Raw genomic sequence first — 23,360 nt, 5'->3', positions numbered from 1 at the left:
CAGAATCCGGAACCCATTTCGACTCCACACAATCACCTAACCCATGTCAGGTGTTTCCACGACCACTAGAAATCAAGACGTTGGCCCGCATGAGTAAACCCCAGTGAGGAGTCCTCACTGGGGTTTAAACATTTCGAAGAGCTCTAGATGCCAAAAGCCTCTTCCAGCAGGTTCTTCTGCTCAATCTGGTGCACCTTGGCATTGCCGGTAGCAGTCGAGGACTGGGCACGGCGGGAAACGCGAACCATCTCAGGCATATCTGGGATCAGGGTGCGCAGGTGCTCATTGTAGAACGGCCATGGACCCTGGTTGGCCGGCTCGTCCTGTACGAAGCGAATCTGGGTGGCATTCGGGTAAGCCTCAAATGCCTCGCGCAGGCGGTTGAACGGAATCGGGTGGAGCATCTCCACGCGGACGATGGCGATGTCATCGCGGCCGTCGGCCTCGCGCTTCTTCTCCAGATCCCAGTACAGCTTGCCGGAGACCAGCATGATGGTCTTGACCTTATCGGTATCGCCGACCTTCTTACCGTCAACGTCAACGTAGTTCGGATCATTGATAACGGACTGGAAGCGCTTGACCTCGGTGAAGTCCTCCACGGCGGAGGTGGCCGCCTTGTTGCGCAGCATGGACTTCGGGGTGAAGACGACCAATGGACGCTTCATTTCACCGAGTGCCTGGCGGCGCAGCAGGTGGAAGTGGTTAGCCGGGGTGGAAGGCTGAGCCACGGTCATCGAGCCCTCAGCGCACAGCTGCAGGTAGCGCTCAATGCGGGCGGAGGAGTGGTCCGGACCCTGGCCCTCGTAGCCGTGCGGCAGCAAGAGTACCAGGCTGGACAGCTGGCCCCACTTGGCCTCACCGGAGGAGATGTACTCATCGATAATGGTCTGGGCACCGTTGGCGAAGTCACCGAACTGCGCCTCCCACGCCACCAAGGCGTCTGGGTTGCCCACGGTGTAGCCGTATTCGAAGCCCATGCCAGCGTACTCGGTCAGCGCGGAGTTGTAGACCATGAACTTGCCACCGTTGCCCTTAGAAGCGGCGATGGCGTGCATCGGGTTGTACTCATTGCCGTTGCGTGGGTCGAAAGCGACGGCGTGGCGCTGGGTGAAGGTACCGCGGCGGGAATCCTCACCAGCCAGGCGGACGACCTTGCCCTCGCCGGCCAAGGAACCGAAGGCGATGAGTTCGCCCCAACCCCAGTCGATGCCGCCCTCACGAGAGGACTTCTCGCGATCCTTGGCTACCTTGCCCACGCGCTTGTGGTACTCGAAATCCTCTGGTGGGTTGCCATAGGCGGCACCCAGCTCGGCGAGTTCCTCGGCGGTGATGGAGGTATCCAGGCCGCGGGTGAGCTCCTGGGAGGAGGTGATGCCAGTCTGCTCCTTCGGGCGAGCCTTGCCAGCTTCCTTGTGCTCGGCAAAGACGGACTCCATCTGGTCATGGAAGTCGCGTGCGGCTGCTTCGGCGTCTTCGGCGGAGAGGTCACCACGGCCGATGAGGTCGTTGGTGTAGTGCTCGCGCACTGCCTTGTGCTCGTCGATGACAGAGTAAAGCTCTGGCTGAGTCATCGATGGGTCATCGGCCTCATTGTGACCGCGCAGGCGGTAGACCATGAGGTCGATGAAGACATCCTTGCCAAACTGGCGGCGGTACTCGGCAGCCATCTGGCCCACCCAAACAACAGCCTCTGGGTCGTCGCCATTGACATGGAAGACCGGGCAGTCGAAGCCCTTGGCCAAGTCGGTGGCGTAGTGGGTGGAACGGCCGGAATCCGGGGTAGTGGTGAAGCCCACCTGGTTATTAACTACGATGTGGACGGTGCCGCCGTTGGTATAACCGCGCAGCTGGGACAGGTTGATGGTCTCCTGGACGATGCCCAGGCCGGTGAAGGATGCATCGCCGTGGAGCATGACCGGAACAACGGTGTGGCCCTCTGGGCCCTTGTCCAAAATGTCCTGCTTAGCGCGCGCGATGCCTTCCATGACTGGGTCCACGGCCTCGAGGTGGGACGGGTTGGCAGCAAGGGTGACCTTGATTTCGCCATCGCCGAACATCTGGAGGTGGTGGCCCTCAGAACCCAAGTGGTACTTAACGTCACCGGAGCCGCCGAGCTGGCCGCCCTTGTAGTTGCCGTCGAACTCGTCGAAGATATCGGCCAGCGGCTTACCCACGATATTGAAGAGAACGTTCAGGCGGCCGCGGTGCGGCATACCGATGACGACCTCGTCCAGATCCTGGCCGGCGGCGGTATCAATGATGGAATCCAGCAGCGGAATGAGGGTCTCAGCGCCCTCGAGGGAGAAGCGCTTCTGGCCCACATACTTGGTCTGCAGGAAGTTCTCGAATGCCTCGGCGGCATTGACCTTCTGCAGGATGTACTTTTGCTCCGCATTGGTGGGCTTCGGCATTCCCGCCTCGAGGCGGTCCTGCAGCCAGCCGCGCTCATCGCGGTCCAGGATGTGGGTGTACTCGGAGCCGACCTTCAAGGTATAGGCGGCGCGCAGGCGAGACAGCACCTCGCGCAGAGTCATCTGCTCCTTGCCGCCAAAGCCACCGACGTTGAAGGTGCGGTCCAGATCCCAAATAGTGAGGCCGTGGGTCGCAATGTCGAGGTCGCGGTGATCCGGGTTAGGCAGGCCCGGCTGTACCCAGCCCAGCGGGTTGGTATCGGCCAGCAGGTGGCCGCGGGAGCGGTAGGACTCGATGAGCTGCATGACGCGGGTGTTCTTGTCCACGCCGGAGTTCGGCACGTCCTGTGCCCAACGGAATGGCTCATAAGGCACGCCCATGGAGGAGAAGAGGTCGTCCCAGAACGCGCCGTCGACAAGCAGCTGGCCAATGGTGCGCAAGAATTCACCGGACTCTGCACCCTGGATAACGCGGTGGTCATAGGTGGAGGTCAAGGTAACCAGGCGGCCTACGCCTAGGTCAGCCAAGCGATCTGCGGAAGCGCCAGCGAACTCGGCCGGGTAATCCATAGAGCCCACGCCGATGATGGAGCCCGCGCCCTTAGTCAGGCGGGCGATGGAGTGGCGGGTGCCGATGCCGCCCGGGTTGGTGAGGTTAATGGTCACACCAGAGAAGTCATCCATGGTGAGCTTGTTCTTGCGGGAACGGGTAACAATGTCCTCATATGCCGCAACAAACTCGGAGAAGGACTTGGTCTCGCACTCCTTAATGGCGGCAACGACCAGCGCGCGGGAGCCATCCTTCTGCGGGAGGTCAATGGCTAGGCCCAGGTTGATGTGCTCGGGCTGGATGACATAAGGCTTGCCATCCTTGAGCTCGTAGCGCACGTTCATATCTGGGTGCAGCTGCACGGCCTTGACCATGGCATAGCCGATGATGTGGGTAAAGGAGATCTTGCCACCGCGGGTGCGCTTGAGGTGGTCATTGATCATGGAGCGGTTTTCCCACATGAGCTTGACCGGCATATCGCGCACGGTGGTAGCGGTAGGAATTTCCAGGGATTCTTCCATGTTCTTAGCAATGGCCTTGAACATGCCCTTGAGCTGGCGCTCTTCGCCGCCCTTGTAGTCCGCAATATGGTCCAGCGGGGACTCAGACTTCTTTACGGACTGCTGTGCCTTAGCGGACTTCTCCTGTGCCTTGGACACGGACTTATCCACGTTGGTCTCGCGGACCTCCTGCTTGCGGGCGGTAGTAGTACCCTCAGTCTTCTTCGCGGCTGGCTTAGACGGCTTCGCGGCCTCCTTGGCTGGGGCCTTAGACTTAGGCGCGCCGTTTGCCTCGAAGTAGTCGCGCCACTCCTTATCTACGGAGCTCGGGTCCTTGGAGTACTGCTGGAACTGCTCGTCTATCAGCCACGCATTGGGGCCGAAGATATTCGATGTGCTCACGGCAGGTATTCGCCTCATTTCTCTGCTTTAAAATGGTCGTTTATTCGACTTTAGTGCGGCCTTTGTACGAGCGCATACGTCACCCGCCAAAGAGTCTGCCTACATGATACGGGGCATACCCCTAAACTCACTATGTTAGGGGTATCAATAGCCCCACTTTCCGGTTTCTGGCTACCCCTAGCCTTAGGTAAGGGGCGAAAGCTGCTCGCCGGCGTGCTCGATGACCTGCTTGGCCAGCTTGCGATTGGCGGTGGTGCCTAATACCGCGCCAATGCCCATGGGCATCAGTTTGCTTACCCACGCCCACTTGAGGCGTTTGGTGACTTGTTTGGTAAAAAGCTTGGTCAGGCGGCCGTTGATGCCAGATAGAGTGGGGCCGGAGAATCGGGACAGGCTAGCGGCCGAGCGCATACCGGCAACGCTATTGAGGTCCCCGACAAACGTATCGACCAAAGCGGACCCCTTCGAGCCGGTGAGCACGACGAGTACAAGGGCGCGGCGGCGCTCGGGGGACTTGATGTCATCGCCACGCAGGTAGGCAGAAGCCAAGATGTACCAAGCTGCGGCCTCTAAGAAAACCACGGACTCGCCAGCGATGGTGGCAGCGCCGGTTACCAAACCAACACCCGGGATGGCGGCGGATGCACCTGCGGCCGCACCGGTACCGGAGGTGATATTAAGGAAGTGCTTGTCAATGAGCTCCTGCAGCTTCTGTGGGTTTGCGCCCTTATTGCGCTTTTTCAGGCTCTCGACATACTTGATGATGACGCCAGATTGTATCGATACCGCGCGGTCCAAAGAGTTGAGCAGGGCAGAGGTAAAGCGGTTGCTGTCCTCCGGATCGATGTCATAGGTATCGACGGTATCCACCTCGGTGGAGTTGTCCTTCTTATCTTTAGTGAATAAACCCATGTGTCCTTCTCTTTCGCTAAAACTTATCCGTGCCCAGCATAGTAAAGGCCGTATTAATGTGCCGCCGCGCCGCAATCAGATCGCCTTGGGCGTGTAGGCCACCTAAGCTAGTGGACATGGTTAGGCCGCACGAGAATTACCGCGATTCCGGGGATGTCTTCCCGGAGGAGTCCTCCGCGGCGGCGCGGCTGAAGGCGGAGCAGGCGCACGAACGCGCCCGCCGCGCCTACGAGGAAGCTCGAAACGCCCTGGCAGATGAGCTTACGGTGCGCACCACCTCTGGTTGGGTGCGCGGTGTTATTGAAGAGGACCTGCGCCCCGATCGCCCCATTAGCGCCGGGCCGGTGTTGACGTGGCGCGGTATCCCGTTTGGAGATACCACCGCTGGGGACAATCGCTTCCGCGCCCCGCAGCCCGCGCCGGCGTGGGAGGGCGTGCGCGATTGCAGTCAATTCGGCCCGCCGGCCCCGCAGCCCACGTATTCCTGGACCGACCGAATTATTGGATCTGAGGATTGCCTGCACCTAGATATTGTGCGCCCGCGCACCGAGGAGAAGCTTCCTGTGGTGGTCTATTTACACGGCGGCAGCTTCATTATGGGTTCGTCTCATATGCTCATGCTTCGTGGTTTCGAGCTAGCCACCCGCATGGACGTGGTCTACGTATCCATCAATTTCCGCCTTAACTCTTTGGGCTATTTGGATCTGCGTAGCCTAGGCGGCGACTGCAGTGCCAACCCAGCGGTGGCTGACCAGATCTTGGCATTGCAGTGGGTGCGCGATAATATCGCCGCCTTTGGCGGTGACCCTGACTCTGTCACCCTCATGGGCGAGTCTGCCGGCGGTGCGGCCGTATTGACCTTGATGACAAGCCCGCCCGCGGAGGGCCTATTCCATCGCGCCATCGCCCAGTCCCCGCCGATCGCCATGATTCACTCCCGGGCTCAATCCACCTTGTGGGCGCGCGAGCTGGTTCACCGGTTGGCCTTGCCACGCCGCACCTCGGTAGAGGATCTGCGGCAGGAAAACTTTGCTGATTTGGTGCGCTCCGGCCAGTCCATGATGTGGCGGGCTGGCGAGCTCATTCACCTTAATTCTTGCTATGCGCCCACGGTGGATGAGGAGCTTATTCCAGAACACCCCATTGCCGCCTTTGAAAACGGCCACCAGCATCAAGTTCCGCTGCTCATCGGTACGAACTCGGACGAGGCTAGCTTTGGCAAATTCCTCTTCCAGCGCCAAAGCTCCCGTGAGCGCGCCGCCCTGCGCCTATTGGCCTCCTTCGATCCCCAGCATGCCCCTGAGGTGGTTGCCGCTTATGACGGCGCAGTGGCCCGCGAGGACTTTGCGCACCTGCTTGCCGACGCCCTCTTTTGGGCACCCTCCACCCGCATCGCCGCCGCCCACGCGCAGGTGGCACCAACGTGGATGTACCGCTTCGACTTCGCCTCTGCCGTACTCAAGTGGTTGGGCCTAGGCGCCATGCACTCGATGGAGCTGGGCAACATCTTTGGTGACCCACATTCTTCGCGCGCGTCCTTCCTTACTAATTGGGGCTCGCGCGCGGAGATGGAAGAACTTACCGCCACCATGCAGCAGCACTGGTCCGCCTTTATCCACGGTGGCCGCCCGAAGATGAGCTGGCCGCGCTACGGGCTCAAGCAGCGGGCCACCATGATCTTTGATGCCGAGGCCTATATTGAAAACGCCCCGCACGAGCTCAAGCGGCAAGCGTGGGAGGGATACCACATGTTGGAGTGGGGAAGTGGGCGCCCAGAGCTGGTGAAATCTTTGGGCTTCCAACCATCCGGGTGGGAATAGCGGTAGACTCCACAGTGACCGCGGGCGGCGGCTTGCCTACCGTGGGGACCTCTGCTTCCGAAGGATGGATTTTAAACCACCATGAGCTTTTTCGAAGATATTGCTTCTGCATTGGATGCCGAGGGCATCGAGTCCCGCGTCAATGATGACGTCATGTTCGTTCCGATCACCTCTGATCTGGAAATCCAATTTATTGAAATCGATCCGCTCCTGCCTGCAGCAAATGTCTATATCGCTGCGGCAGACGTTGATGAAGACGATGAAGAATTTGAGGCGGTCTTGGTCTCCGTCGCCTTCTCTGTAGATGACGCCGTGGAGGCGGTTTCTCGCCATATCGCTACCGACCAAGTGGTCACCGTCCTGCGCGACCTGCTGGAGGGCACCGATGAGCGCATCGCGGAACTAGAATTTTCCCAAGATGAGCTCAACCCCCACCTTGTCGTGGCTGAAGTGGCCAATGACTCGGAGCTGCGCGTGCTTGTGGAAACCATTGACGGTGTCCCTTCTGCCATCGTCCGCTTCCTCGCTTTCGACTTCGACGAAGACGATCTAGATGACATGGAAGATGAGGCCGTCACCCTCGCCTGGGAAGTTGATGAAGAGGATGAGGATCTCGATGAGGCCGACCGCCTCGCCCTCTTTGATAACGCCGACTTTGATGATGTCCCCATCGTGGAGGTTCCTGCCGAGGCCCTCGAGCTTGGTACCTATACCGATTTCGATCGCCTCTTCGACGTCCTGGGGCTTGTCTCTGAGCAAGCCCTAGACTGGGAAGCGCAGCTCGTATCCTTCGATGATGAAGACTATGAAGAACCGGACGTCTACGACATCTTCGGTGAGGATGACGGGGACGAAGAGGAGGACTACTTCGACAACGATGATGCCGACGTGGACGATGAATCCGAGGCCGAAGCAGCTGAAGAAAAGTAAACCCTGCCTCCCATAGCCCAGCTCACCGTCTTCTTGCGGTGGGGCTGGGCCTTTCTCTTTTTCAAAGCATCATTGCAGGTAGGGGTATAGATTATATATTCCTTATTGTCTTGCTACTTTCACGCGCCGACAACTAGGCTTTAGAAGGTTCCCGGCCTGGGACTGAAAATCCGCCCCAGGCCAAACCTTATGAGGAGTAGAAAACCATGGCAGTGAACCGCGATACTACGTGGCGATACGTTCTTGTCGTTGTCGCCGTAGCACTCTCGTTTGCTGCGTGGTTTTGCACCGTCCTTGGCGTGTACTCCACGGTGACCGTGACTTTTGAGTCTTATCTGACCGCCAGCGTCTGGGTGCTGCTCTTGGTGGCTGCGGTGCTGTTATACACCTCGCAGTATGGGTTGGTGCCCAATTGCATCCTCTTGTATCCCATCTTCGGCGCCTCGATAAATTTATTGCTGGGCTCGTTGACGGTGCGCTCGCAAGTCCCGTTGTTCTTCGATGCCGTGGGCACCTCCATCGTGGCAATCATCGCCGGTCCTGTGCTGGGCATGGCCACGGGCTTGACCACCACGGTGTTGGGAGGAGTGTACTTTGCCTATGATCTCGCCTTTGCTCCTGTGGGCATCTTTATCGGCGCCGCCGTGGGTTTGATGGCTCGCCGCGGGGTATTTAATAGGCTCTCGTCGATCATTTTTTCCGGCCTCGGTATGGGCATCGGCTCCGGCGTGATGAGCGTATATGTCCTGATCTTTTCGTTCAGCGGGCGTCCACGCCAGGAACCGCAAAACCTTACCAAGTTCTATGAGCTGATCTTTCAAGATGAGCGCCTGGCCATCATCCTGCAAGGCCTTACCTCTGTCATCTTGGACAAGGTCTTTACCGTTCTCATCGCCTGCGCGATCCTGCGTTTTATGCCCAAGGCAATCGCCCGACACTACACAGTGACCTTCAATCGCGAGGTCTTGAGAAAGATCCTTTACGCGCCTGACCCGCATGCAACACCGGATGTGCCGGGGAAACAAACAGAACAGCCCGCGACCGCTTAGGCGGCTTGGGTCAAGCCGACGAATAGCGACTCGGGGGAGCGGACCGGCTGATAAGAGCTATCCACTAGCCACACATAGGTGGCATTGGGGCCGCGAGAGACCTCGTGAACAGCATCCACCATCTCCGCCGGCACAAGCGTGCGTACCCAGCCTTCGGCCACGGCAGGTTCCACCGTTTGGCCAAAGTTCTCGGTTATGCGGATGGTGATGAGGTATGCGGGAATGCGGTCTTGCCCAAAGCCGCGCACTCGGGCCTTTACGCGTGAACCCACGCGGTGGCGGGTAATGCTCATGCAGTAGTCTCCGCCCGGTCCACCCGCGGCCGTCGGCAGCTGCTTGAGTGGTGGGCGCCAGGTGGGAGTAGGGCGGGCCAGGGAACGTGGGTGGTGCAGGATAGCGGTAATGGACTCGATGGTGTCGTATTCGTGGTAAAGCAGGTCCGCGGCAATCTCGCTAGCGGAACGTGGGAGGAACATCGGGGTGGACTGGGGAAGGTTCTTTTGTGCTTTGTACATGGCCATCACCTTAGGGTCCCGTGCGGACACAAGCCTGCATCATTAGAACGCACGTGCGACGGGCGATCGAAAATGGCTTTCCCGTAACTGAAGGATTAGAGTTGCAGCCGATATGATGAATACGCAGAGTGGGGAAATAAGCCCAGAACAAAAACCGCACATTCCACGCGAGATCTGGGTTATGGTCACCGCCGCATTCATCATCGCGTTGGGATACGGTCTCATCGCTCCGCTCTTGCCGCAGTTTGTGGTGAGCTTCGATGTCTCTATGGCCGCCGCGGGCTTGGTGGTTTCCATCTTCGCCGCCTCCCGCCTCCTTTTCGCGCCGATGTCTGGCTCCTTGGTGGATCGCGTCGGCTCACGCCGTGTCTACCTCATCGGGCTCATGACAGTCGCGGTAACCACAGGACTCGTTTCCATTGCCCAAAGCTACTGGCATATCGTGGCCCTGCGTGCGCTTGCCGGCATTGGTTCGACCATGTTCACAGTCTCGGCCATGGGTCTTATTGTGCGCATGTCCCCGCCGTCGATTCGCGGCAAGTGTTCTGCCACCTATGCCACGGCCTTCCTGCTAGGTAATGTTGCTGGCCCGGTTCTTGGCGCCAGCCTGTCCTTCCTGGGCTTTCGTTGGCCATTTTTCATCTACGGCGTGGGTGTTGCGCTCGCCGCATTCGTTGTCTGGTGGCAAATGCCTCGCGTCAACCACAAACAGGCCAATAAGGATAAACTGCCGCCCATGCGCCTGCGGGAAGCCTGGGGCGATACCGCCTATCGTGCGGTGTTAACTTCCAACTTTGCGCATGGCTGGATCAATATGGGCGTACGCGTATCCGTCCTGCCTCTTTTTGCCGCCTCTATCTTCCACAATGGCGCCGCGGCATCCGGTCTTGCGCTAGCAGTCTTTGCCGCTGGGAACGCCATCGTCTTGCAATTTTCGGGCAGGTGGTCCGATATCCATGGCCGCAAGCCACTCATCCTCATCGGCCTGGTCGGTTCCGCCATTTTTATGGTGCTCATGGGCATGGCTATCAGCGTCTGGTTCCTCCTGCTCGTGTCCGCCTTCGCCGGCGCATCCTCCGGGCTCATTAACCCCTCCCAGCAGGCCGCAGTGGGAGACATCGTGGGCAATCAGCGCTCCGGCGGCAAGGTACTATCCACCTTCCAGATGGCCGGAGACTTCGGCCAAATCTTAGGCCCCATGCTCATTGGCCTGCTTGCCGACGCCTCCGGCTTCCCCCTCGCCTTCACCGTCTGCGGCGCCATCGCCTTCATTGGCATCATTGCCTGGGCATTCGGCCGCGATCCGCACGCTGAGGTAGGGAATAAGCCGAAGCGGGTGCCGCAGGAGAACTAAGCATTTGGAGTTGGGCTAGAAAAGTTCAGCCAATTGGGAGACACATAGATAAACGAAGGCGACGGAGATAATCGCCATCAAGGTGTTGACGAACCAGCCATTTCTCCATTTCTTTGGCGTGTGTCTGGTATTCAGCAATACCAGGAGGGTCAGGCCTAAAAAGGGCATGAAAAGTGAGCCGAGGACTCCATAAGCGATGATGAGTCCAGTTGGCTTTCCAAGGAGAAGCAACAACATTGGTGGAAAGGTTAGCCAGATGAGATAAGCGCGGTAATACTTTCCACCGGTACTTGTCCTCGGATCGCCTTGCGGAATCTTTTTGAGGTGGCCAATATAGTCGGCGAACATGAGGGACACGCCGTTCCAAACACCAAGGCAAGAGGAGAATGCGGCAGAGAAAAATCCGATGATGAACGTTTTGGAGATGAAGGTTCCGTAGCGGTCCTCAAGTACATCCGCCATATCAACGAGGCCCTGATCGTTATCGGATACGGCGACGTTGGCGCTGTAAAGAAGCTCGGCGCCCAGAACGAGTGTAGCCAGAACGAAGATTCCGGTGACTGCGTAAGCTACCGAATTGTCCATACGCATAACCTTCATCCATTTCGGCGTGTACCATTCCTTTTCCCGCAGCCAGTAGCCGTAGGCCGCTAGCGTAATAGTGCCACCCACTCCGCCAGCGATGGATAGTACATAGACAAAGGACCCATCCGGAATTTGTGGCACTAAGCCACCGATGATTTCGGGAAGGTTAGGGGCAGTAATGGCGGCGATGCCGACTACAGTGACAAACATAATCCCGACCAAGATGGCTGAAAGTTTTTCAAAAAGCTGATATTGGCCAAGCCAAGTCAGGACAAAACAGGAAATGCCGGTGATAATTGCCCACATTTCGAGACTGGTGTTCGGGAAAAGAGCGCTGAGGGCCAGTCCCGTGCCGGACATTGCGGCGGCGCCGTATACGAGTCCCCAGATAGCGATATAAGGGGCAAAGTACCAAGCAGTCCAACGCCCCAGCTCACGCCAACCATGGAACATCGTGTTTCCGGTGGCGAGGCTGTACCGTCCGACACCTTCGACCAGTACAATCTTCATAATCGTGCCGATGATGACCGCCCACAGGAGCGCGTAGCCAAAGCGCTGGCCGGCGATCATCGTGGCCACCAGGTCGGCCGCACCGACACCCGTCGCTGCGGCCACTAATCCCGGACCGACTAAGGTCCATTTTACTCTGGCCTGGGCGGTTGTTTCTGCGTCGTTCCTGCTGCCTGCAGGCCGGGCAGAATTTGATTCGTGGGTATGACTCATGGCACCCTCTCGATCAGTTGTGTTTCGAATCACTATAGGGAAGGTGGTGCTTTTCTATCAGGAAAACGCAGATTTCAGTTTTCGATCGGCCGTCTATGCCACCGTTCTTCCGGCAGCGTAGAGCGCCTTGGGCATTGCTCGCTGGAGCTTCCATTCGAATTGGATCGGCTTTTCTCCATGGTGTGACACATAATCCACAGCGCCTAAATAGGTATAGGCGCTCGCTGTACCGACTTCGTTTTTCTTATTAAAGCGCGAGGCTATGAGAATCTTGCCATCACGATTCTGATGGCCGATGTAGCGTTTAGCCGCCTTCGACTTCAGCGTCGTTGTTGATTGAGATTCCCAGTGCAATAGATCGGGTGAAATTGGATAGTCTCGGTAATTCGTAGAGGCACTTACCTGTTCGTCTTTTTGAAACGTCACCAAGAACAGGTCCGTATTGATATCCGGGAAGTATTTCACGCCCTCGCGGGGAAGGTTTACAAGTTGTGCAAGGCTCCTAGTCTCCAAAAGCGCCAATTAGTTCGGCCAATGAATAATCCGCGTGCGTTTCCAACACAGACGTCTCGCTATGCTGCGGAATGATGCGAGAGGAGTCACTGGACAGTTGCATAACCTGTTGCAATTCCCAAGCGACCTGCGGGTGCTGGCGCAAAATTGTCAGAGCCTTGTCATAGGAACCGGGATGCGGAGAATTTGAGTTCGCCCAGAACCCGAGGACGAGCATTCGGGTGAAGGCTTGATCGGATTGGACCATGTCGGCGTAGTGGAGATCTGGGGTGGAAAGGATGCGCAGATAGGCGTCGACTCGGTGCGGATCGTTGACGTGCAGGAAAACCCGAATCCGATTGAGCAGAAATGTTTCAGTCTCATTGGCGTTCTGCTGAATAAGGCCTTCTTCTCGAAGAAGCCGCGTCCACGAATATTTTGAGGGGCGATAGATATCTTCTAGCTGGAGATTTGATTCCTCAAGGAACTCTTTAAGATCTGTAGTTCGAATTTCAGAAAGTAATGCACGTACTTTGCGTAGTGAATTTCGTGAGATCTTCTTGACATTGCGAAGAACCTGCTCGGTTGTCGTTTGGTCTAGCTGAATATGTGACCCCGGCGGAGTTGTGGGAAATCCCTGTTCAATTTCTTCGGTTAAGCGCTTGCCCCGTTTCCGTGTTAGGGCATGGAACTTTCGCTCGAAATCAAAATCCGCATGCTGCTGGCCAATGAAATCGAAAATGACACAGGAGTCTTTACCTGGAGATAGACGGAGACCGCGACCTAGTTGTTGCAGAAAGACCACGGGGCTTTGCGTCGGGCGGAGCAAAAGTAGGGTGTTAACAGCAGGAATGTCTACGCCCTCGTTAAATATATCTACAGAAAACAGAACTTTGACCTCACCCGCCTCCAGATCTCTAATGGCCTGGGCCCGCTCGGCGGCGGAGAGTTCGTTCGTTACAGCGCGCGCTGGGATTCCAAATTGTTGGAATTGCGTTGCCATATATTTTGCGTGAGCGATAGTGACGCAAAAACCGATGGCTTTCATCTCCGAGAGATCGAAAATGCGCCGGTTCAGCTCGTTAATAATGAAGCGGGTGCGCTTTTCTCCTGCTTTGATGTAGAACTCGGAGAGCTCTCTGGAGTTATAGTCTTTCTTGCCTCGGATCCAGGTCAACGAAGAAAGGTCCGTCCCATCAGCGATCCCGTAGTAATGCATGGGAACTAACAGCTGCAAACGCAAAGCATCCCACAAACGCAGTTCATGGGCTACGCGATAGTCAAAGTACCTTTGAACATTTTCGCCATCACCACGTTCCGGCGTAGCTGTTAAACCTAAGAGCTCTCGTGGTTGGAAGTGGTCTAAAAGCGCGTTATAGGTGGGAGCTTGTGCGTGATGAAACTCGTCGATTATTACGACATCAAAGCGTTTGGGATCTAGCTTTTCTAGACGGGAAGCACTCAGGGATTGCACGCTGGCAAAGACAAAATCCCAACGGTGCGGCTCGGCGCCGTCGACAAGCAGCTCGCCAAAGTCTGCGTCTTTGAGAACTTCCCGGAATGTCCGTCGGGCTTGGTGAAGAATTTCCTTCCGGTGAGCCACGAAGAGCAATCGGGGACGTCGTTTCCATTGTTCGCAAAGATTTCGATAATCCAGTGCAGCAACTACGGTCTTTCCAGTTCCTGTCGCAGCTACCAGAAGGTTTCGATGTCGATCCTTTATCTCCCGCTCTGACCGCAAAGCCTCGAGCATTTCTTCCTGGTATGGGTAAGGCGTTACCTCTAGGCCAGAAAGCTCCAATTGGCGAAGTGCTCCGGACGATTCACCGCCTCTGGCTATGCGCAGAGACCGCTCGAGACGCTCCATGTCACTATTTGGGACGAAGGTTTTAAAGTGGCTGTCGTGCCAGTAACTATCGAAAGTCTTGATGAATTTATCAATCACTTCCGGTGTTGCGGTGTTAGAGCCGCGGACATTCCATTCCCAACCATCGACAAGAGCGGACCTTGACAGGTTAGAACTACCAATAAATGCAGTGTCGAAACCGGACTTTCGGCGGAACAGCCAAGCCTTGGCATGAAGGCGAGTGGATTTGTGTTCATAGCAAATTTTCACGTCTGCCTGATACTTCTCGACCAATCGCTTGAGCGCGGCTGCGTCAGACGCACCGCAGTACGTAGAAGTAAGAAGGCGGAATGGGATTTTGTTATCGCGAAGATACTCCAGCTGTCTATCGAGGACGCTAATGCCGGAATTCTTGATGAAAGCGCACAGCAGGTCTACCGAATCGGCCGTTTTAATTTCTCTTTCGATCTCGCTGGTTAAACTAGATTCTCCCCGGGCATTGGTAAATAGTGCGCTCTTGGTGAGTGAAACGTCAGGAAGGAGGGGAGGATCCGCTAATCCGGAGTTGTACACAGCATAGAGGAGCTCCTCGGAATCGATTCCTTCATCATCGCCCAGCAGAAGCGCAATGGCGTTGATGAGGGCAACGCGGTCCTCGGGCGACTTCAAACCGCGGAGACGGTGCTCTAAGAGTGAGCCGATGTGTTGAGAAACCGCCGAAGTATAGCGGCCCTGAGCTTCCTCATCGGAGCTTCGCCCGATACCGAATCCTGCAGCAGGGTGTTGGTTTAGCGTTTCCTCCATTCGCTCGCGAATACGGGTCGTAATGGGGGTTTCGTATACACCGAAAGGTAGGGAGGAATCGGGATTGATGCTCATAATGACCAAATTCTAAAGGCTGGGCATCCTAAATTGGCATAAGAGAGGATTAGTGACTAAATGTTCTCCCGCTGGTGTTGCGTTTAGCGGAGGATATCCGCCGAATGCTGGCGAAAGGACACTATGAAAAAGAATCTTTCGTTCCCTAGTTGTGAGTAGAAGCTAATGCTTCTACCGCTGGAATATCAGCGGGAGCCCAGTTCAAACTGGTGGCCTCTGCGGGGGTAACCCATTGTGTAGCGTCATGGTCGGTCAGGCGGAGGTCGCCGTCAATAAGCGTGCAATAGAAAGTCGTTAGCTCAATAGTGGCGAATTCGTACTCGTAGGTTGTTGTCGCGACCTTAGCTCCCACCTCGGCTTTGAGGTTGAGCTCTTCGTGTATTTCTCGAGCTAGGGCTTGCTGAGGCGTTTCACCAGGCTCGACTTTTCCACCTGGGAATTCCCAGTGGCCTTCTAATGGCTTGCCCGGTTTCTTTCGGCAGGCGAGGAAGCGCTGGCCGTCATGGAAGACAGCGCCGACGACGCGAATGGGTTTAGACATGACTCTATTGTGCCTTGGACCTCGAAAACGTCTAGACAGTGAGCTGTTACTTAGATAACATGTCCCCAATGTTCGCGTAAGGCTGTCACGCGGGCTTGATTTTTGTAGGCAAGCTTGAGGGGACGGTTTTACTGTGACTTCTACCGAATCGGTTTACTCCTCCATCCAGAGCCATGACGGGGAAATCCCGCAGCCTGGGGGACGGTGGAAACTCTTTTTATATAGCGCGATTGGCGCGTTCGTATTCTTCCTGCCGGTGACGTATCAGGATAAGCGCTCCATTCCTTTGGACCACATGGTCACGATGGTGCGTGAGGGGATTCCTGCGGCGGTGCCGTGGATTATCTTTGCCTTGGCCGTGTACGGGACGGTGCGCAGTTTTACTACCGGCGCGTTTAAAGAAAGCGTGCTGCAGGCAGTCTTTGCGGTGCTCAATATTGTGGGTGCGGTGGTTTCGTTCCTGATGGTCATCGACGCGCTGCCGTGGGTGCTCGGTGACGAGGACCTAGTGCCATTCTTGTGGAACTCCATTGCCATTCCGGTAGGCCTTATCGTGCCTATTGGTGGTGCTTTCCTCGCGTTTCTCATTGGCTTTGGTTTGCTGGAATTTGTCGGCGTGCTCATGCAGCCCATCATGCGGCCACTGTGGAAGACTCCGGGGCGCTCAGCAATTGACGCGGTGGCCTCGTTTGTAGGCTCGTATTCACTGGGAATCTTGGTCACGGACCGCGTCTATCAAAAGGGCGGCTATACCGGGCGCGAGGCAGCGATTATTGCCACCGGCTTTTCGACGGTCTCTGCGGCCTTCATGGTCATCGTCGCCAAGCAGCTTGACCTGATGAAAATCTGGGGCACCTACTTCATTGTCACGCTCATCGTGACTTTTGTGGTTACCGCCATTACCGTGCGTATTCCGCCGCTGCGGACCATTCCGGACGAGTATTTTGCGGATGCGCACCCAGATCCGGAAAAGCCGGTAGAAGGCTCGCGAATCAAAAACGCGTGGCGCGAGGCGATGCTGGCGCTACAGCGCGCGCCGTCGTTGTGGGAATCCATCTGGGAGAACTTGCGCGATGGTGTACGCATGGCGGCGGCCATTGTGCCTTCCATTATGTCGGTGGGCCTCATCGGCCTTTTGCTGGCGCGCTTTACACCCATCTTTGAGTGGATTGGCTACCTGTTCTACCCATTTGCGTGGGTAGTGCAGCTGCCGGAGCCGGTACAAGCCGGCAAGGGTGCGGCCATGGGAATTGCGGAGATGTTCCTGCCCGCCACCGCAGTGGCAGGCAGCGACAGCATGGTGCTCAAGTTCGTCATCGGCGTGGTGGCAGTTTCTGCCATTATTTTCTTCTCCGCGCTGGTGCCCTGCATCCTGGCTACCAAGATTCCGGTGAAGCTGAGTCACCTGGTCATCATTTGGTTCGAGCGCGTGGCGCTGACCATTCTTATCGCCACGCCGATTGCTCACCTGCTGTTTTGATTTAAGAGCTAGGCCTCGATGTGGGCCGTGACGATGTCATCGATAAGCCGCGCCGCCGCTTTGGCGGTGCGGTTATCTATGTCGAAGGTGGGGTTGAGCTCGACGACGTCCACCAGGGCCAGCTTGCCCGTTCGTGCAATAGCTACGGCCATGGCGCGGATGCGTTCATAGGAAACGCCGAGGGAGGCTGGGGCGGATACGCCCGGCGCGGTAGAAGCCGGTAGGACATCGAGGTCGATGGACAAGTGGACCTTGTCCTTGCCCTCGGTAGCCTTGGCGGCTAGCTCAGCGCACTCGGCTGGGGTGAGATTGACTAGTTCCTCGTCCAGGGTGATGGCGACGTTCAGGCTCTCTGCCTCGTCGAAAAGCACTGCGGTGTTATTGGGGCGGGAGATTCCCAACACGGTGTAGTCGAAGTCGTCGGAAAGCTCCGAAATCTGCTTGAACGGGGTGCCGGAGGTGGCTTGGTCCGCGCGGCGCAGATCGAAGTGAGCATCCAGGTTGATGATCTTGGTGGCGCCTACCGCGCGGTAGAGGCCACGGTGGGAGCCAAAGGCAGTCTCGTGTCCGCCGCCCAGGATGATGGGGAGGGTGCCGGCCTCGACGAGCTCTTGCACCTTGTCGGATAGGGCATCGTGGGCGCCGTCGAGGTCGTCGGCTTGGGTGGTGATCGTGCCGGCGTCGGCAAGCGCATGCTCATGGTGCACCGCCAAGGAGCCAAGCGCGGAACGCAGCGCGGCTGGGCCTGCGGCTGCACCCTGGCGGCCGCCGTTGCGCAGCACGCCCTCATCGGAGGCAAACCCCAGGAGGGTTACTGGGGCGGGGGATTCGGTGGACTGATTGATAACGCTATGCCAACGGGCATGCTCTGGGCCAGGGCCATCGGAGCGGCCGGACCATTCGGGGGCGGGGGTGAAAAGTTCAGCTTTTTCAGTGTTCATGGTTTTCGATGTTAGGCGGAAACGACGAGTTCTTCTGGCTCTTCGGTGGGTTCATTCTCATGTGTTACCTCGTGCCGGTTGGTGAGGAAATAAACCGCCGTCATAATGGCAATGAAGGCCACACCCACAACGAGGGAAATGCGGTATTCCTCTTGCCAGACCATGATGCCGAAGGTCATGAGGATAAATGCGATGGACAGGTACTGACCATAGGGCCAGAAGGGAACTTTGTATTTGAGGTTCGCTACGTCTTGTGTGCTCATTCCGCGCCGAGAGTACAGGTGAGCCAGCAGAATCATGAGCCATACAAACACGGTGGCGAAGGTAGCTAGCGAGGCGATGACCTCGAAGATATTTTCCGGCAGGAGGGCATTGAGTATGGTGCCAATGATCATGGTGGCGATGAGGATGATGGTGGTCATTACGGGTACGCCACGCACTACCTTGGACATGAACTTAGGGGCGTGCTTTTGGTGGGCAAGGCCAGTGATGACGCGTCCTGCACCGAAGAGGTCGGCGTTGATGGCCGATAAAGCTGCGGTAATGACCACGAAGTTGAGCAAACCTGCGGCCCAGGAAACGCCAAGGGTATTAAAGATTTGGACGAAGGGGGACTGCTCGCCGGTAATCTCGCGCCATGGCGTGATCATGAGAATGACGGCGATGGCAAGGACATAGAAAAGCAGGATGCGCATGGGCACCGTATTGATTGCTTTGGGTACGGATTTTTCTGGGTGCTGGGCGGCGCTGCCGGCAACACCGATGATTTCGGTGCCGCCAAAGGCAAAGAGAACGAGGATGAAAGAAGCGATCATGCCCGTGGGTCCGTTGGGGAAGAAGCCACCGTCGTTGACGAAGTTGACGGGGCCGGTGGTGTGGGCATCAGAAAGCCCAAAGGCTAATACCGCAAGGCCGCCGGCAATCATGGCGAGTACGGCGCCGACCTTGATGATGGTAAAGGCAAATTCTAGTTCACCGAAGGCCTTGACAGTGGCGAGGTTTGCGCCGCCCACGATGAGCAAGGTGGCTGCAACCCAAACCCACTGCGAGACGTCTGGGAACCAAAAGCGCATATAAACGCCGATGGCGGTGAGGTCCGCAAGCGCTACGATGACCATCTCAAAGGCGAACATCCAGCCGGTGATGTAGCCCGCCCATCCGCCCATGAACATGCGGGCGTAGCCGGCGAAGGAGCCGGTGATGGGGTGGCGCACGGCCATTTCACCTAGGGCGCGGAGCATGAAATACACCACCGCGCCGGCGAGGAGATAGACGACGAGGACAGAGGGGCCAGCGGCTTGGATGGCACCGGCTGAACCATAAAACAGTCCGGTGCCGATCGCGGATCCGAGGGCGATGAAGTGCAGGTGCCTGTGTTTAAGGCCGTGTTGGGACATGGCATCTCCTAGCGTATGAAAAGTTTCATGTAGTCTAAGTCTCTATTTGTTCAAGGTGTGTCGTGGAACATATTCATTTGTCTGGAATTTCAGACTTGGTGCCGTGTGCTGCACTGATAAGCGCCACAGTGGTGCTTAAAATTGCCCTCCGTGAGTACCAACAGAGTCCCAGCGGCGCGTCATGCGATGGAGATCCTCAGGCTTTTGTCCACCATCGACGTCCCTATATCCGCCGCCCGCATCCAAGGTGAGCTCAACCTGCCACGCTCGTCTACATACCACCTGCTGGCGGAGATGGTTGATGCTGGTTTTGTAGCCCATTTGCCGGAGCACAAGACGTATGGACTGGGCCTGGCAGCGTATTCCATGGCTTCGGCCTATGTAACGCAGCAGCCCTTGGTGCGCATGGCCACTCGGGATTTGGAACAGTGTGCGGCGCTGGTGGGTGGATCGGGGCACCTGTCACGTATGGCCGGCTCGGAAATCTTGTATTTGCAAGAGGTGCGTGCGGCGGGTGCTACCTCCTTGGTCACTGAGGTGGGTGTGCGCCTGCAGGCACATAAGACGGCGTCTGGGCGCGTGATGCTGGCGCATTTGCCTGATGCGGAGGTGCGCGCCGCCTTTGATACCGCAGGAGGTAGCGGCTTTGCTGCATTGAAAAAGCGCTTGAGTTTGGTGGCTGCACGCGGGTGGGATCAAGAGATCGAAGAGATTACTCGCGGTCAGGCCTCTGTAGCGGCGCCCATCCTGGATCACTTGGACCGCCCTGCAGCGGCGGTGGCGGTGACGCATCCGGTTGGGACGCCGGATGTGAAGGTAGACGCCGCTATTCGGGCCTTGCTAGAGGTATCGGACAAGGTCGCGGCCAAAATGTACCGCAATCGCAAAAAGTGAGGTAGCATACATTCATCGCGTTAGGCTGTCGCGCGACACATCACAATTGTTGATCCCTTATTTAGAGGAGTATTTGCCATGCCTAACGCCTACCCAACCACCGTGACCGTAAACGTCGGCGCGCTGAGCATCGAGGATGTTGTTGCCGTTGCCCGCTATGGCTCGCAGGTGGAGATTGCGCCTGCAGCCCTAGAAGAGGTGGCTGCTACCCGCGAGCGCGTGGAAGAACTAGCACAAGATCCCACCCCGGTCTATGGCATTTCCACCGGCTTTGGCGCGCTCGCTCGCCGCCATATCCCAGAGGAGATGCGCGCCCAGCTGCAGCTTTCCCTGGTGCGTTCGCACGCTGCGGGTACCGGCCCGGAAGTGGAAGAAGAAGTCATCCGCGCACTGATGCTGCTGCGCCTGTCCACCTTGTGCACTGGCCGCACTGGCGTGCGCCCCGTAGTGGTGGAAACGTATGCCAAGGCCCTTAACGCCGGCATTGTGCCGGTGGTGCGCGAGTATGGCTCGCTGGGCTGTTCCGGCGATTTGGCGCCGCTTGCTCACTGTGCGCTGGCCTTGTTGGGAGAGGGCGAGGTGCGCGTGAACGGCGAGCTGCAGGATGCGGGCGAAGCCTTGGCCGCAGCTGGCATCGAGCCGCTGCAGCTGCGCGAGAAGGAAGGCCTAGCGCTTATCAACGGCACCGATGGCATGCTGGGACAGCTCTGCTTGGCCATCACTGACCTGCGCGCGGCCGCAAAGACCGCCGATATTGCCACCGCCATGACCGTGGAAGGCCTGCTGGGTACCCTCGTGGTCTTCGCGGATGACCTGCAGCAGCTGCGGCCGCATCCGGGCCAGGCCGATGCTGCGGCTAATATCCTCCAGGTGGCCGAAGGCTCTGAGATCTTGGAGGCCGCGCTCGAGGAGTTTAAGAAGAACCAAGTGCAGGATGCCTACTCCGTGCGCTGCGCCCCTCAGGTAGCTGGCGGATTCCGCGATACGTTGACCCACACCGCCCAGGTGGCCGAGCGCGAGCTGGCTGCCGCGGTGGACAACCCGGTGGTGACCAAGGATGGCCGCGTGGTCTCTAACGGCAACTTCCACGGCGCGCCGGTGGCCTATGCGCTTGACTTCCTGGCAATTGTCACCGCGGACTTGGCCTCCATTTCTGAGCGTCGCACCGACCGCTTCCTGGACCCGGCGCGCAACCGGGGGCTGAACGCCTTTCTTGCCGACGACCCCGGTGTTGACTCCGGCCACATGATCGCCCAGTACGCCCAAGCCGGCATCGTGAGCGAAATGAAGCGCCTTGCCAACCCATCTTCGGCCGATTCCATTCCTTCTTCGGCCATGCAGGAAGACCATGTGTCCATGGGATGGTCCGCCGCCCGCAAGCTACGCAAGGCCGTCGATGGCCTGCAGCGCGTGCTTGCCGTAGAAATCCTCACCGCCGCCCGCGCTATCGACATGCGCGAGGGCACCCCAGCCAAGGGAACCGGCGCGGTCATCGCCAAGCTGCGCGAGACCGTCAAGGGTCCAGGTGTGGACCGCTACCTATCGCCGGAAATCGAGGAGACCGTGCGCCTGGTTAAGGAGGGCGCACTTGTTGAAGCCGTCGAGAACGCTACTGGAAAGCTGCGTGATTAATATGGCGACCATTTCTTGGCACCCACAATCTGAGCCCAACCCCTTGCCGTTTTCCCCTTTTAAGGCGAGCACAGTGCCGCGCCCCATTGGCTGGCTTTCCAGCGTGGATGGTGAGGGCCGCGAAAACATCGCGCCCTATAGCCAGTGGCAAAACCTCACTTTCGATCCACCCATGGTGATGTTTTCGGCCAACCAATACCCGGATGGTCGCCGCAAGGACACGGTGCTTAACGCGGAGGAAACCGGCTGGTTCGTGTGGAATATGGCCACCTATGATCTGCGCGAGGAAGTCAATAAATCCGCCCAAGTGCTTGACTATGGCGACAGCGAGTGGGACCGCCTTTCCGTTACCAAGGAATATGCGGACAATCACCACATTCCCATGGTGAAAGAATCGCCAGTGAAGTTCGAGTGCCAGTACAAAACCACGCTGCGCGTGCCCGGCAATTCTAAGGTGGGCAGCATCGACCTCGTGGTGGCGGACGTGAAAACCATCCATATCGATGAATCTGTCATCGATGAGGAAGGCAAGCTCGACATCCTCAAGATCAAGCCCATCGCACGCATGGGCTACTTTGACTACACCGTGGTCACAGAAAAGTTCGAGATGCGCGTGCCTGGTTCCGACGACGCCGCGCGCGCCGGGTTAGAGGGCAGCGCGTAGTGCATCGGCCATAGCCCGCTGACCCGCGTGGGTGGGGTGCATGGGAAAGGAATTAGTCTCCTGGCCCGTGAAATCCACCCACGGTGAGGGGGAGCAGGCGGTGTGGTCTAAGGCGGCGTCGGCAAGCACGTATATAGCCCCATTGCGCTCGGCGGCCTCGCGCACCGCCTGATTGATGCGCTCGATGGAGCGTGCCAACCATTCCCGGTCACTGGCCGGGATTTTTTCAATGTAGGGGCAGGTCTCGCCACGCTTAATCAATGGCAGGTAGCCGGTGGCTAGGACCTTCGCAGCGGGGGAGCGGCGGTGGATCTCCTCGTAGACCTTGTCTAGGCGGCGGGGCAGATCGCGGATTTCCAGGTCTATCTGCGGGCCGGATTCCGCCTGACAGATATCATCCGTGGCGCATTGGGTAAGGCGTACGAAGCTGGCGTCATTGCCGCCGATGGACAGGCTCACTAGGTCGGTGTCCTCCCGCAGGGCGTCGACCTGGGCGGGGTGTTCGCCGGCCGAGGAAAGCACATCGAGGGTGCTAGCGCCCTGGCAGGCTACATTGGTGAGCTCCGCGTCCATTTCCTTGGCTGCAAGCTCGGGGTAGGAATCCTGCGCACGTACGCAGGTATTGGGCGGATCGAGCGGCAGCGTGGTTGAGCCCATGGCCGCATAGGAATCCCCCAGGGCGACATAGTGGGGTGGCTGCGGCTCCTCGGCGGGGGTGGAACAAGCGGCGAGGAGGGTCGCGGAAAGGAAGGGGATGAACCGGCGCATGCAGGCCATCGTAGATCATCCCGCAGGTGTCTCATATACGAGACAGTTGGGGTGCATGTGGCATGGTACACAGAG

Annotated in this window: 16 protein-coding genes and 1 pseudogene; 8 read left to right on the top strand and 9 right to left on the bottom strand. The window is 57.8% G+C overall.

Features of this window, described 5'->3' with window-relative positions; all coding sequences use genetic code 11:
* Positions 1 to 143: 143 nt before the first annotated feature.
* The gene (locus WMP96_RS10045; protein WP_436407016.1) at positions 144 to 3,863 is read right to left on the bottom strand and encodes a multifunctional oxoglutarate decarboxylase/oxoglutarate dehydrogenase thiamine pyrophosphate-binding subunit/dihydrolipoyllysine-residue succinyltransferase subunit; all 3,720 of its coding nucleotides are present in this window, start codon (positions 3,861 to 3,863) and stop codon (positions 144 to 146) included.
* 183 nt (positions 3,864 to 4,046) lie between these two features.
* The gene (locus WMP96_RS10040) at positions 4,047 to 4,775 is read right to left on the bottom strand and encodes a hypothetical protein (protein ID WP_301716560.1); all 729 of its coding nucleotides are present in this window, start codon (positions 4,773 to 4,775) and stop codon (positions 4,047 to 4,049) included.
* 116 nt (positions 4,776 to 4,891) lie between these two features.
* Here WMP96_RS10040 and WMP96_RS10035 point away from each other — a divergent pair, with 116 nt between their 5' ends.
* The 3 genes from WMP96_RS10035 (at position 4,892) to WMP96_RS10025 (ending at position 8,574) form a co-directional block, all read left to right on the top strand.
* Positions 4,892 to 6,595, top strand: a complete 1,704-nt coding sequence (locus tag WMP96_RS10035; protein ID WP_340433230.1) for a carboxylesterase/lipase family protein — start codon at positions 4,892 to 4,894, stop codon at positions 6,593 to 6,595.
* An 81-nt stretch (positions 6,596 to 6,676) separates the two neighbouring features.
* The gene (locus WMP96_RS10030; RefSeq protein WP_086588071.1) at positions 6,677 to 7,525 is read left to right on the top strand and encodes a DNA primase; all 849 of its coding nucleotides are present in this window, start codon (positions 6,677 to 6,679) and stop codon (positions 7,523 to 7,525) included.
* Positions 7,526 to 7,731: 206 nt separating this feature from the next.
* Entirely contained in the window at positions 7,732 to 8,574 is an 843-nt protein-coding gene (locus tag WMP96_RS10025) for a hypothetical protein (protein ID WP_340433225.1), read from the top strand.
* On the opposite strand, the gene WMP96_RS10020 is transcribed toward WMP96_RS10025, so the two are convergent.
* Positions 8,571 to 9,089 (bottom strand): hypothetical protein, encoded by a 519-nt coding sequence (locus WMP96_RS10020; protein WP_301716563.1) that lies wholly within the window; start codon positions 9,087 to 9,089, stop codon positions 8,571 to 8,573. The genes WMP96_RS10025 and WMP96_RS10020 overlap by 4 nt on opposite strands.
* A gap of 112 nt (positions 9,090 to 9,201) precedes the next feature.
* On the opposite strand from WMP96_RS10020, the gene WMP96_RS10015 reads away from it, so the two are divergent.
* The gene (locus WMP96_RS10015; RefSeq protein WP_301716564.1) at positions 9,202 to 10,443 is read left to right on the top strand and encodes an MFS transporter; all 1,242 of its coding nucleotides are present in this window, start codon (positions 9,202 to 9,204) and stop codon (positions 10,441 to 10,443) included.
* 15 nt (positions 10,444 to 10,458) lie between these two features.
* Here WMP96_RS10015 and WMP96_RS10010 read toward each other — a convergent pair whose 3' ends face one another.
* The 3 genes and pseudogenes from WMP96_RS10010 to WMP96_RS10000 all read right to left on the bottom strand — a co-directional run bounded on the left by WMP96_RS10010 (position 10,459) and on the right by WMP96_RS10000 (position 15,509).
* On the bottom strand, positions 10,459 to 11,751 hold the full coding sequence (locus tag WMP96_RS10010) for an Nramp family divalent metal transporter (protein WP_239206562.1): 1,293 nt from the start codon (positions 11,749 to 11,751) through the stop codon (positions 10,459 to 10,461).
* 93 nt (positions 11,752 to 11,844) lie between these two features.
* Positions 11,845 to 14,968 (bottom strand): annotated as a pseudogene (locus WMP96_RS10005) (DUF3427 domain-containing protein).
* Positions 14,969 to 15,113: 145 nt separating this feature from the next.
* Positions 15,114 to 15,509 (bottom strand): (deoxy)nucleoside triphosphate pyrophosphohydrolase, encoded by a 396-nt coding sequence (locus WMP96_RS10000; RefSeq protein ID WP_301716565.1) that lies wholly within the window; start codon positions 15,507 to 15,509, stop codon positions 15,114 to 15,116.
* 133 nt (positions 15,510 to 15,642) lie between these two features.
* Here WMP96_RS10000 and WMP96_RS09995 point away from each other — a divergent pair, with 133 nt between their 5' ends.
* On the top strand, positions 15,643 to 16,989 hold the full coding sequence (locus WMP96_RS09995) for a YjiH family protein (RefSeq protein ID WP_340433221.1): 1,347 nt from the start codon (positions 15,643 to 15,645) through the stop codon (positions 16,987 to 16,989).
* Between the two features lie 8 nt (positions 16,990 to 16,997).
* Here the strand turns inward: WMP96_RS09995 and hutG are convergent, their stop codons facing one another.
* Both hutG and WMP96_RS09985 read right to left on the bottom strand, forming a co-directional pair.
* The gene (hutG, locus tag WMP96_RS09990; RefSeq protein ID WP_301716567.1) at positions 16,998 to 17,930 is read right to left on the bottom strand and encodes a formimidoylglutamase; all 933 of its coding nucleotides are present in this window, start codon (positions 17,928 to 17,930) and stop codon (positions 16,998 to 17,000) included.
* An 11-nt stretch (positions 17,931 to 17,941) separates the two neighbouring features.
* Positions 17,942 to 19,327, bottom strand: coding sequence for an amino acid permease (locus WMP96_RS09985; RefSeq protein WP_301716568.1), 1,386 nt, complete (start codon positions 19,325 to 19,327; stop codon positions 17,942 to 17,944).
* A gap of 186 nt (positions 19,328 to 19,513) precedes the next feature.
* Between WMP96_RS09985 and WMP96_RS09980 the strand changes: the two genes are divergently transcribed.
* From WMP96_RS09980 to WMP96_RS09970, 3 genes are all read left to right on the top strand, one after another.
* A complete protein-coding gene (locus WMP96_RS09980) occupies positions 19,514 to 20,221 on the top strand; it encodes an IclR family transcriptional regulator (protein ID WP_340433235.1) in 708 nt (235 codons plus the stop codon).
* A gap of 78 nt (positions 20,222 to 20,299) precedes the next feature.
* On the top strand, positions 20,300 to 21,853 hold the full coding sequence (hutH, locus tag WMP96_RS09975) for a histidine ammonia-lyase (protein ID WP_301716569.1): 1,554 nt from the start codon (positions 20,300 to 20,302) through the stop codon (positions 21,851 to 21,853).
* 73 nt (positions 21,854 to 21,926) lie between these two features.
* Positions 21,927 to 22,517 carry a flavin reductase family protein gene (locus WMP96_RS09970; RefSeq protein ID WP_239206550.1) on the top strand — a complete coding sequence of 197 codons (591 nt, stop codon included), beginning with the start codon at positions 21,927 to 21,929 and terminating at the stop codon, positions 22,515 to 22,517.
* Here WMP96_RS09970 and WMP96_RS09965 read toward each other — a convergent pair.
* Positions 22,500 to 23,285, bottom strand: a complete 786-nt coding sequence (locus WMP96_RS09965; protein ID WP_340433215.1) for an SGNH/GDSL hydrolase family protein — start codon at positions 23,283 to 23,285, stop codon at positions 22,500 to 22,502. The two genes, WMP96_RS09970 and WMP96_RS09965, sit on opposite strands and share 18 nt — an antisense overlap.
* Between the last annotated feature and the right edge of the window lie 75 nt (positions 23,286 to 23,360).

The sequence above is a fragment of the Corynebacterium sp. KPL4035 genome, from assembly GCF_037908325.1.
Lineage (GTDB): Bacteria > Actinomycetota > Actinomycetes > Mycobacteriales > Mycobacteriaceae > Corynebacterium > Corynebacterium kefirresidentii.
Note: the sequence above shows the minus strand (reverse complement) of the source record. Positions and strands in the feature narration are given on the sequence as shown.

What these genes read in the sequence shown, in the direction of transcription:
- WMP96_RS10020 (WP_301716563.1), bottom strand. Translation starts at nt 9,089, where the DNA reads ATGTACAAAGCACAAAAGAACCTTCCCCAGTCCACCCCGATGTTCCTC.
- hutH (WP_301716569.1), top strand. Translation starts at nt 20,300, where the DNA reads ATGCCTAACGCCTACCCAACCACCGTGACCGTAAACGTCGGCGCGCTG.
- WMP96_RS09965 (WP_340433215.1), bottom strand. Translation starts at nt 23,285, where the DNA reads ATGCGCCGGTTCATCCCCTTCCTTTCCGCGACCCTCCTCGCCGCTTGT.
- WMP96_RS10025 (WP_340433225.1), top strand. Translation starts at nt 7,732, where the DNA reads ATGGCAGTGAACCGCGATACTACGTGGCGATACGTTCTTGTCGTTGTC.
- WMP96_RS10035 (WP_340433230.1), top strand. Translation starts at nt 4,892, where the DNA reads ATGGTTAGGCCGCACGAGAATTACCGCGATTCCGGGGATGTCTTCCCG.
- WMP96_RS09985 (WP_301716568.1), bottom strand. Translation starts at nt 19,327, where the DNA reads ATGTCCCAACACGGCCTTAAACACAGGCACCTGCACTTCATCGCCCTC.
- WMP96_RS10010 (WP_239206562.1), bottom strand. Translation starts at nt 11,751, where the DNA reads ATGAGTCATACCCACGAATCAAATTCTGCCCGGCCTGCAGGCAGCAGG.
- WMP96_RS10015 (WP_301716564.1), top strand. Translation starts at nt 9,202, where the DNA reads ATGATGAATACGCAGAGTGGGGAAATAAGCCCAGAACAAAAACCGCAC.
- hutG (WP_301716567.1), bottom strand. Translation starts at nt 17,930, where the DNA reads ATGAACACTGAAAAAGCTGAACTTTTCACCCCCGCCCCCGAATGGTCC.
- WMP96_RS09980 (WP_340433235.1), top strand. Translation starts at nt 19,514, where the DNA reads ATGGAGATCCTCAGGCTTTTGTCCACCATCGACGTCCCTATATCCGCC.
- WMP96_RS10030 (WP_086588071.1), top strand. Translation starts at nt 6,677, where the DNA reads ATGAGCTTTTTCGAAGATATTGCTTCTGCATTGGATGCCGAGGGCATC.
- WMP96_RS10040 (WP_301716560.1), bottom strand. Translation starts at nt 4,775, where the DNA reads ATGGGTTTATTCACTAAAGATAAGAAGGACAACTCCACCGAGGTGGAT.
- WMP96_RS10000 (WP_301716565.1), bottom strand. Translation starts at nt 15,509, where the DNA reads ATGTCTAAACCCATTCGCGTCGTCGGCGCTGTCTTCCATGACGGCCAG.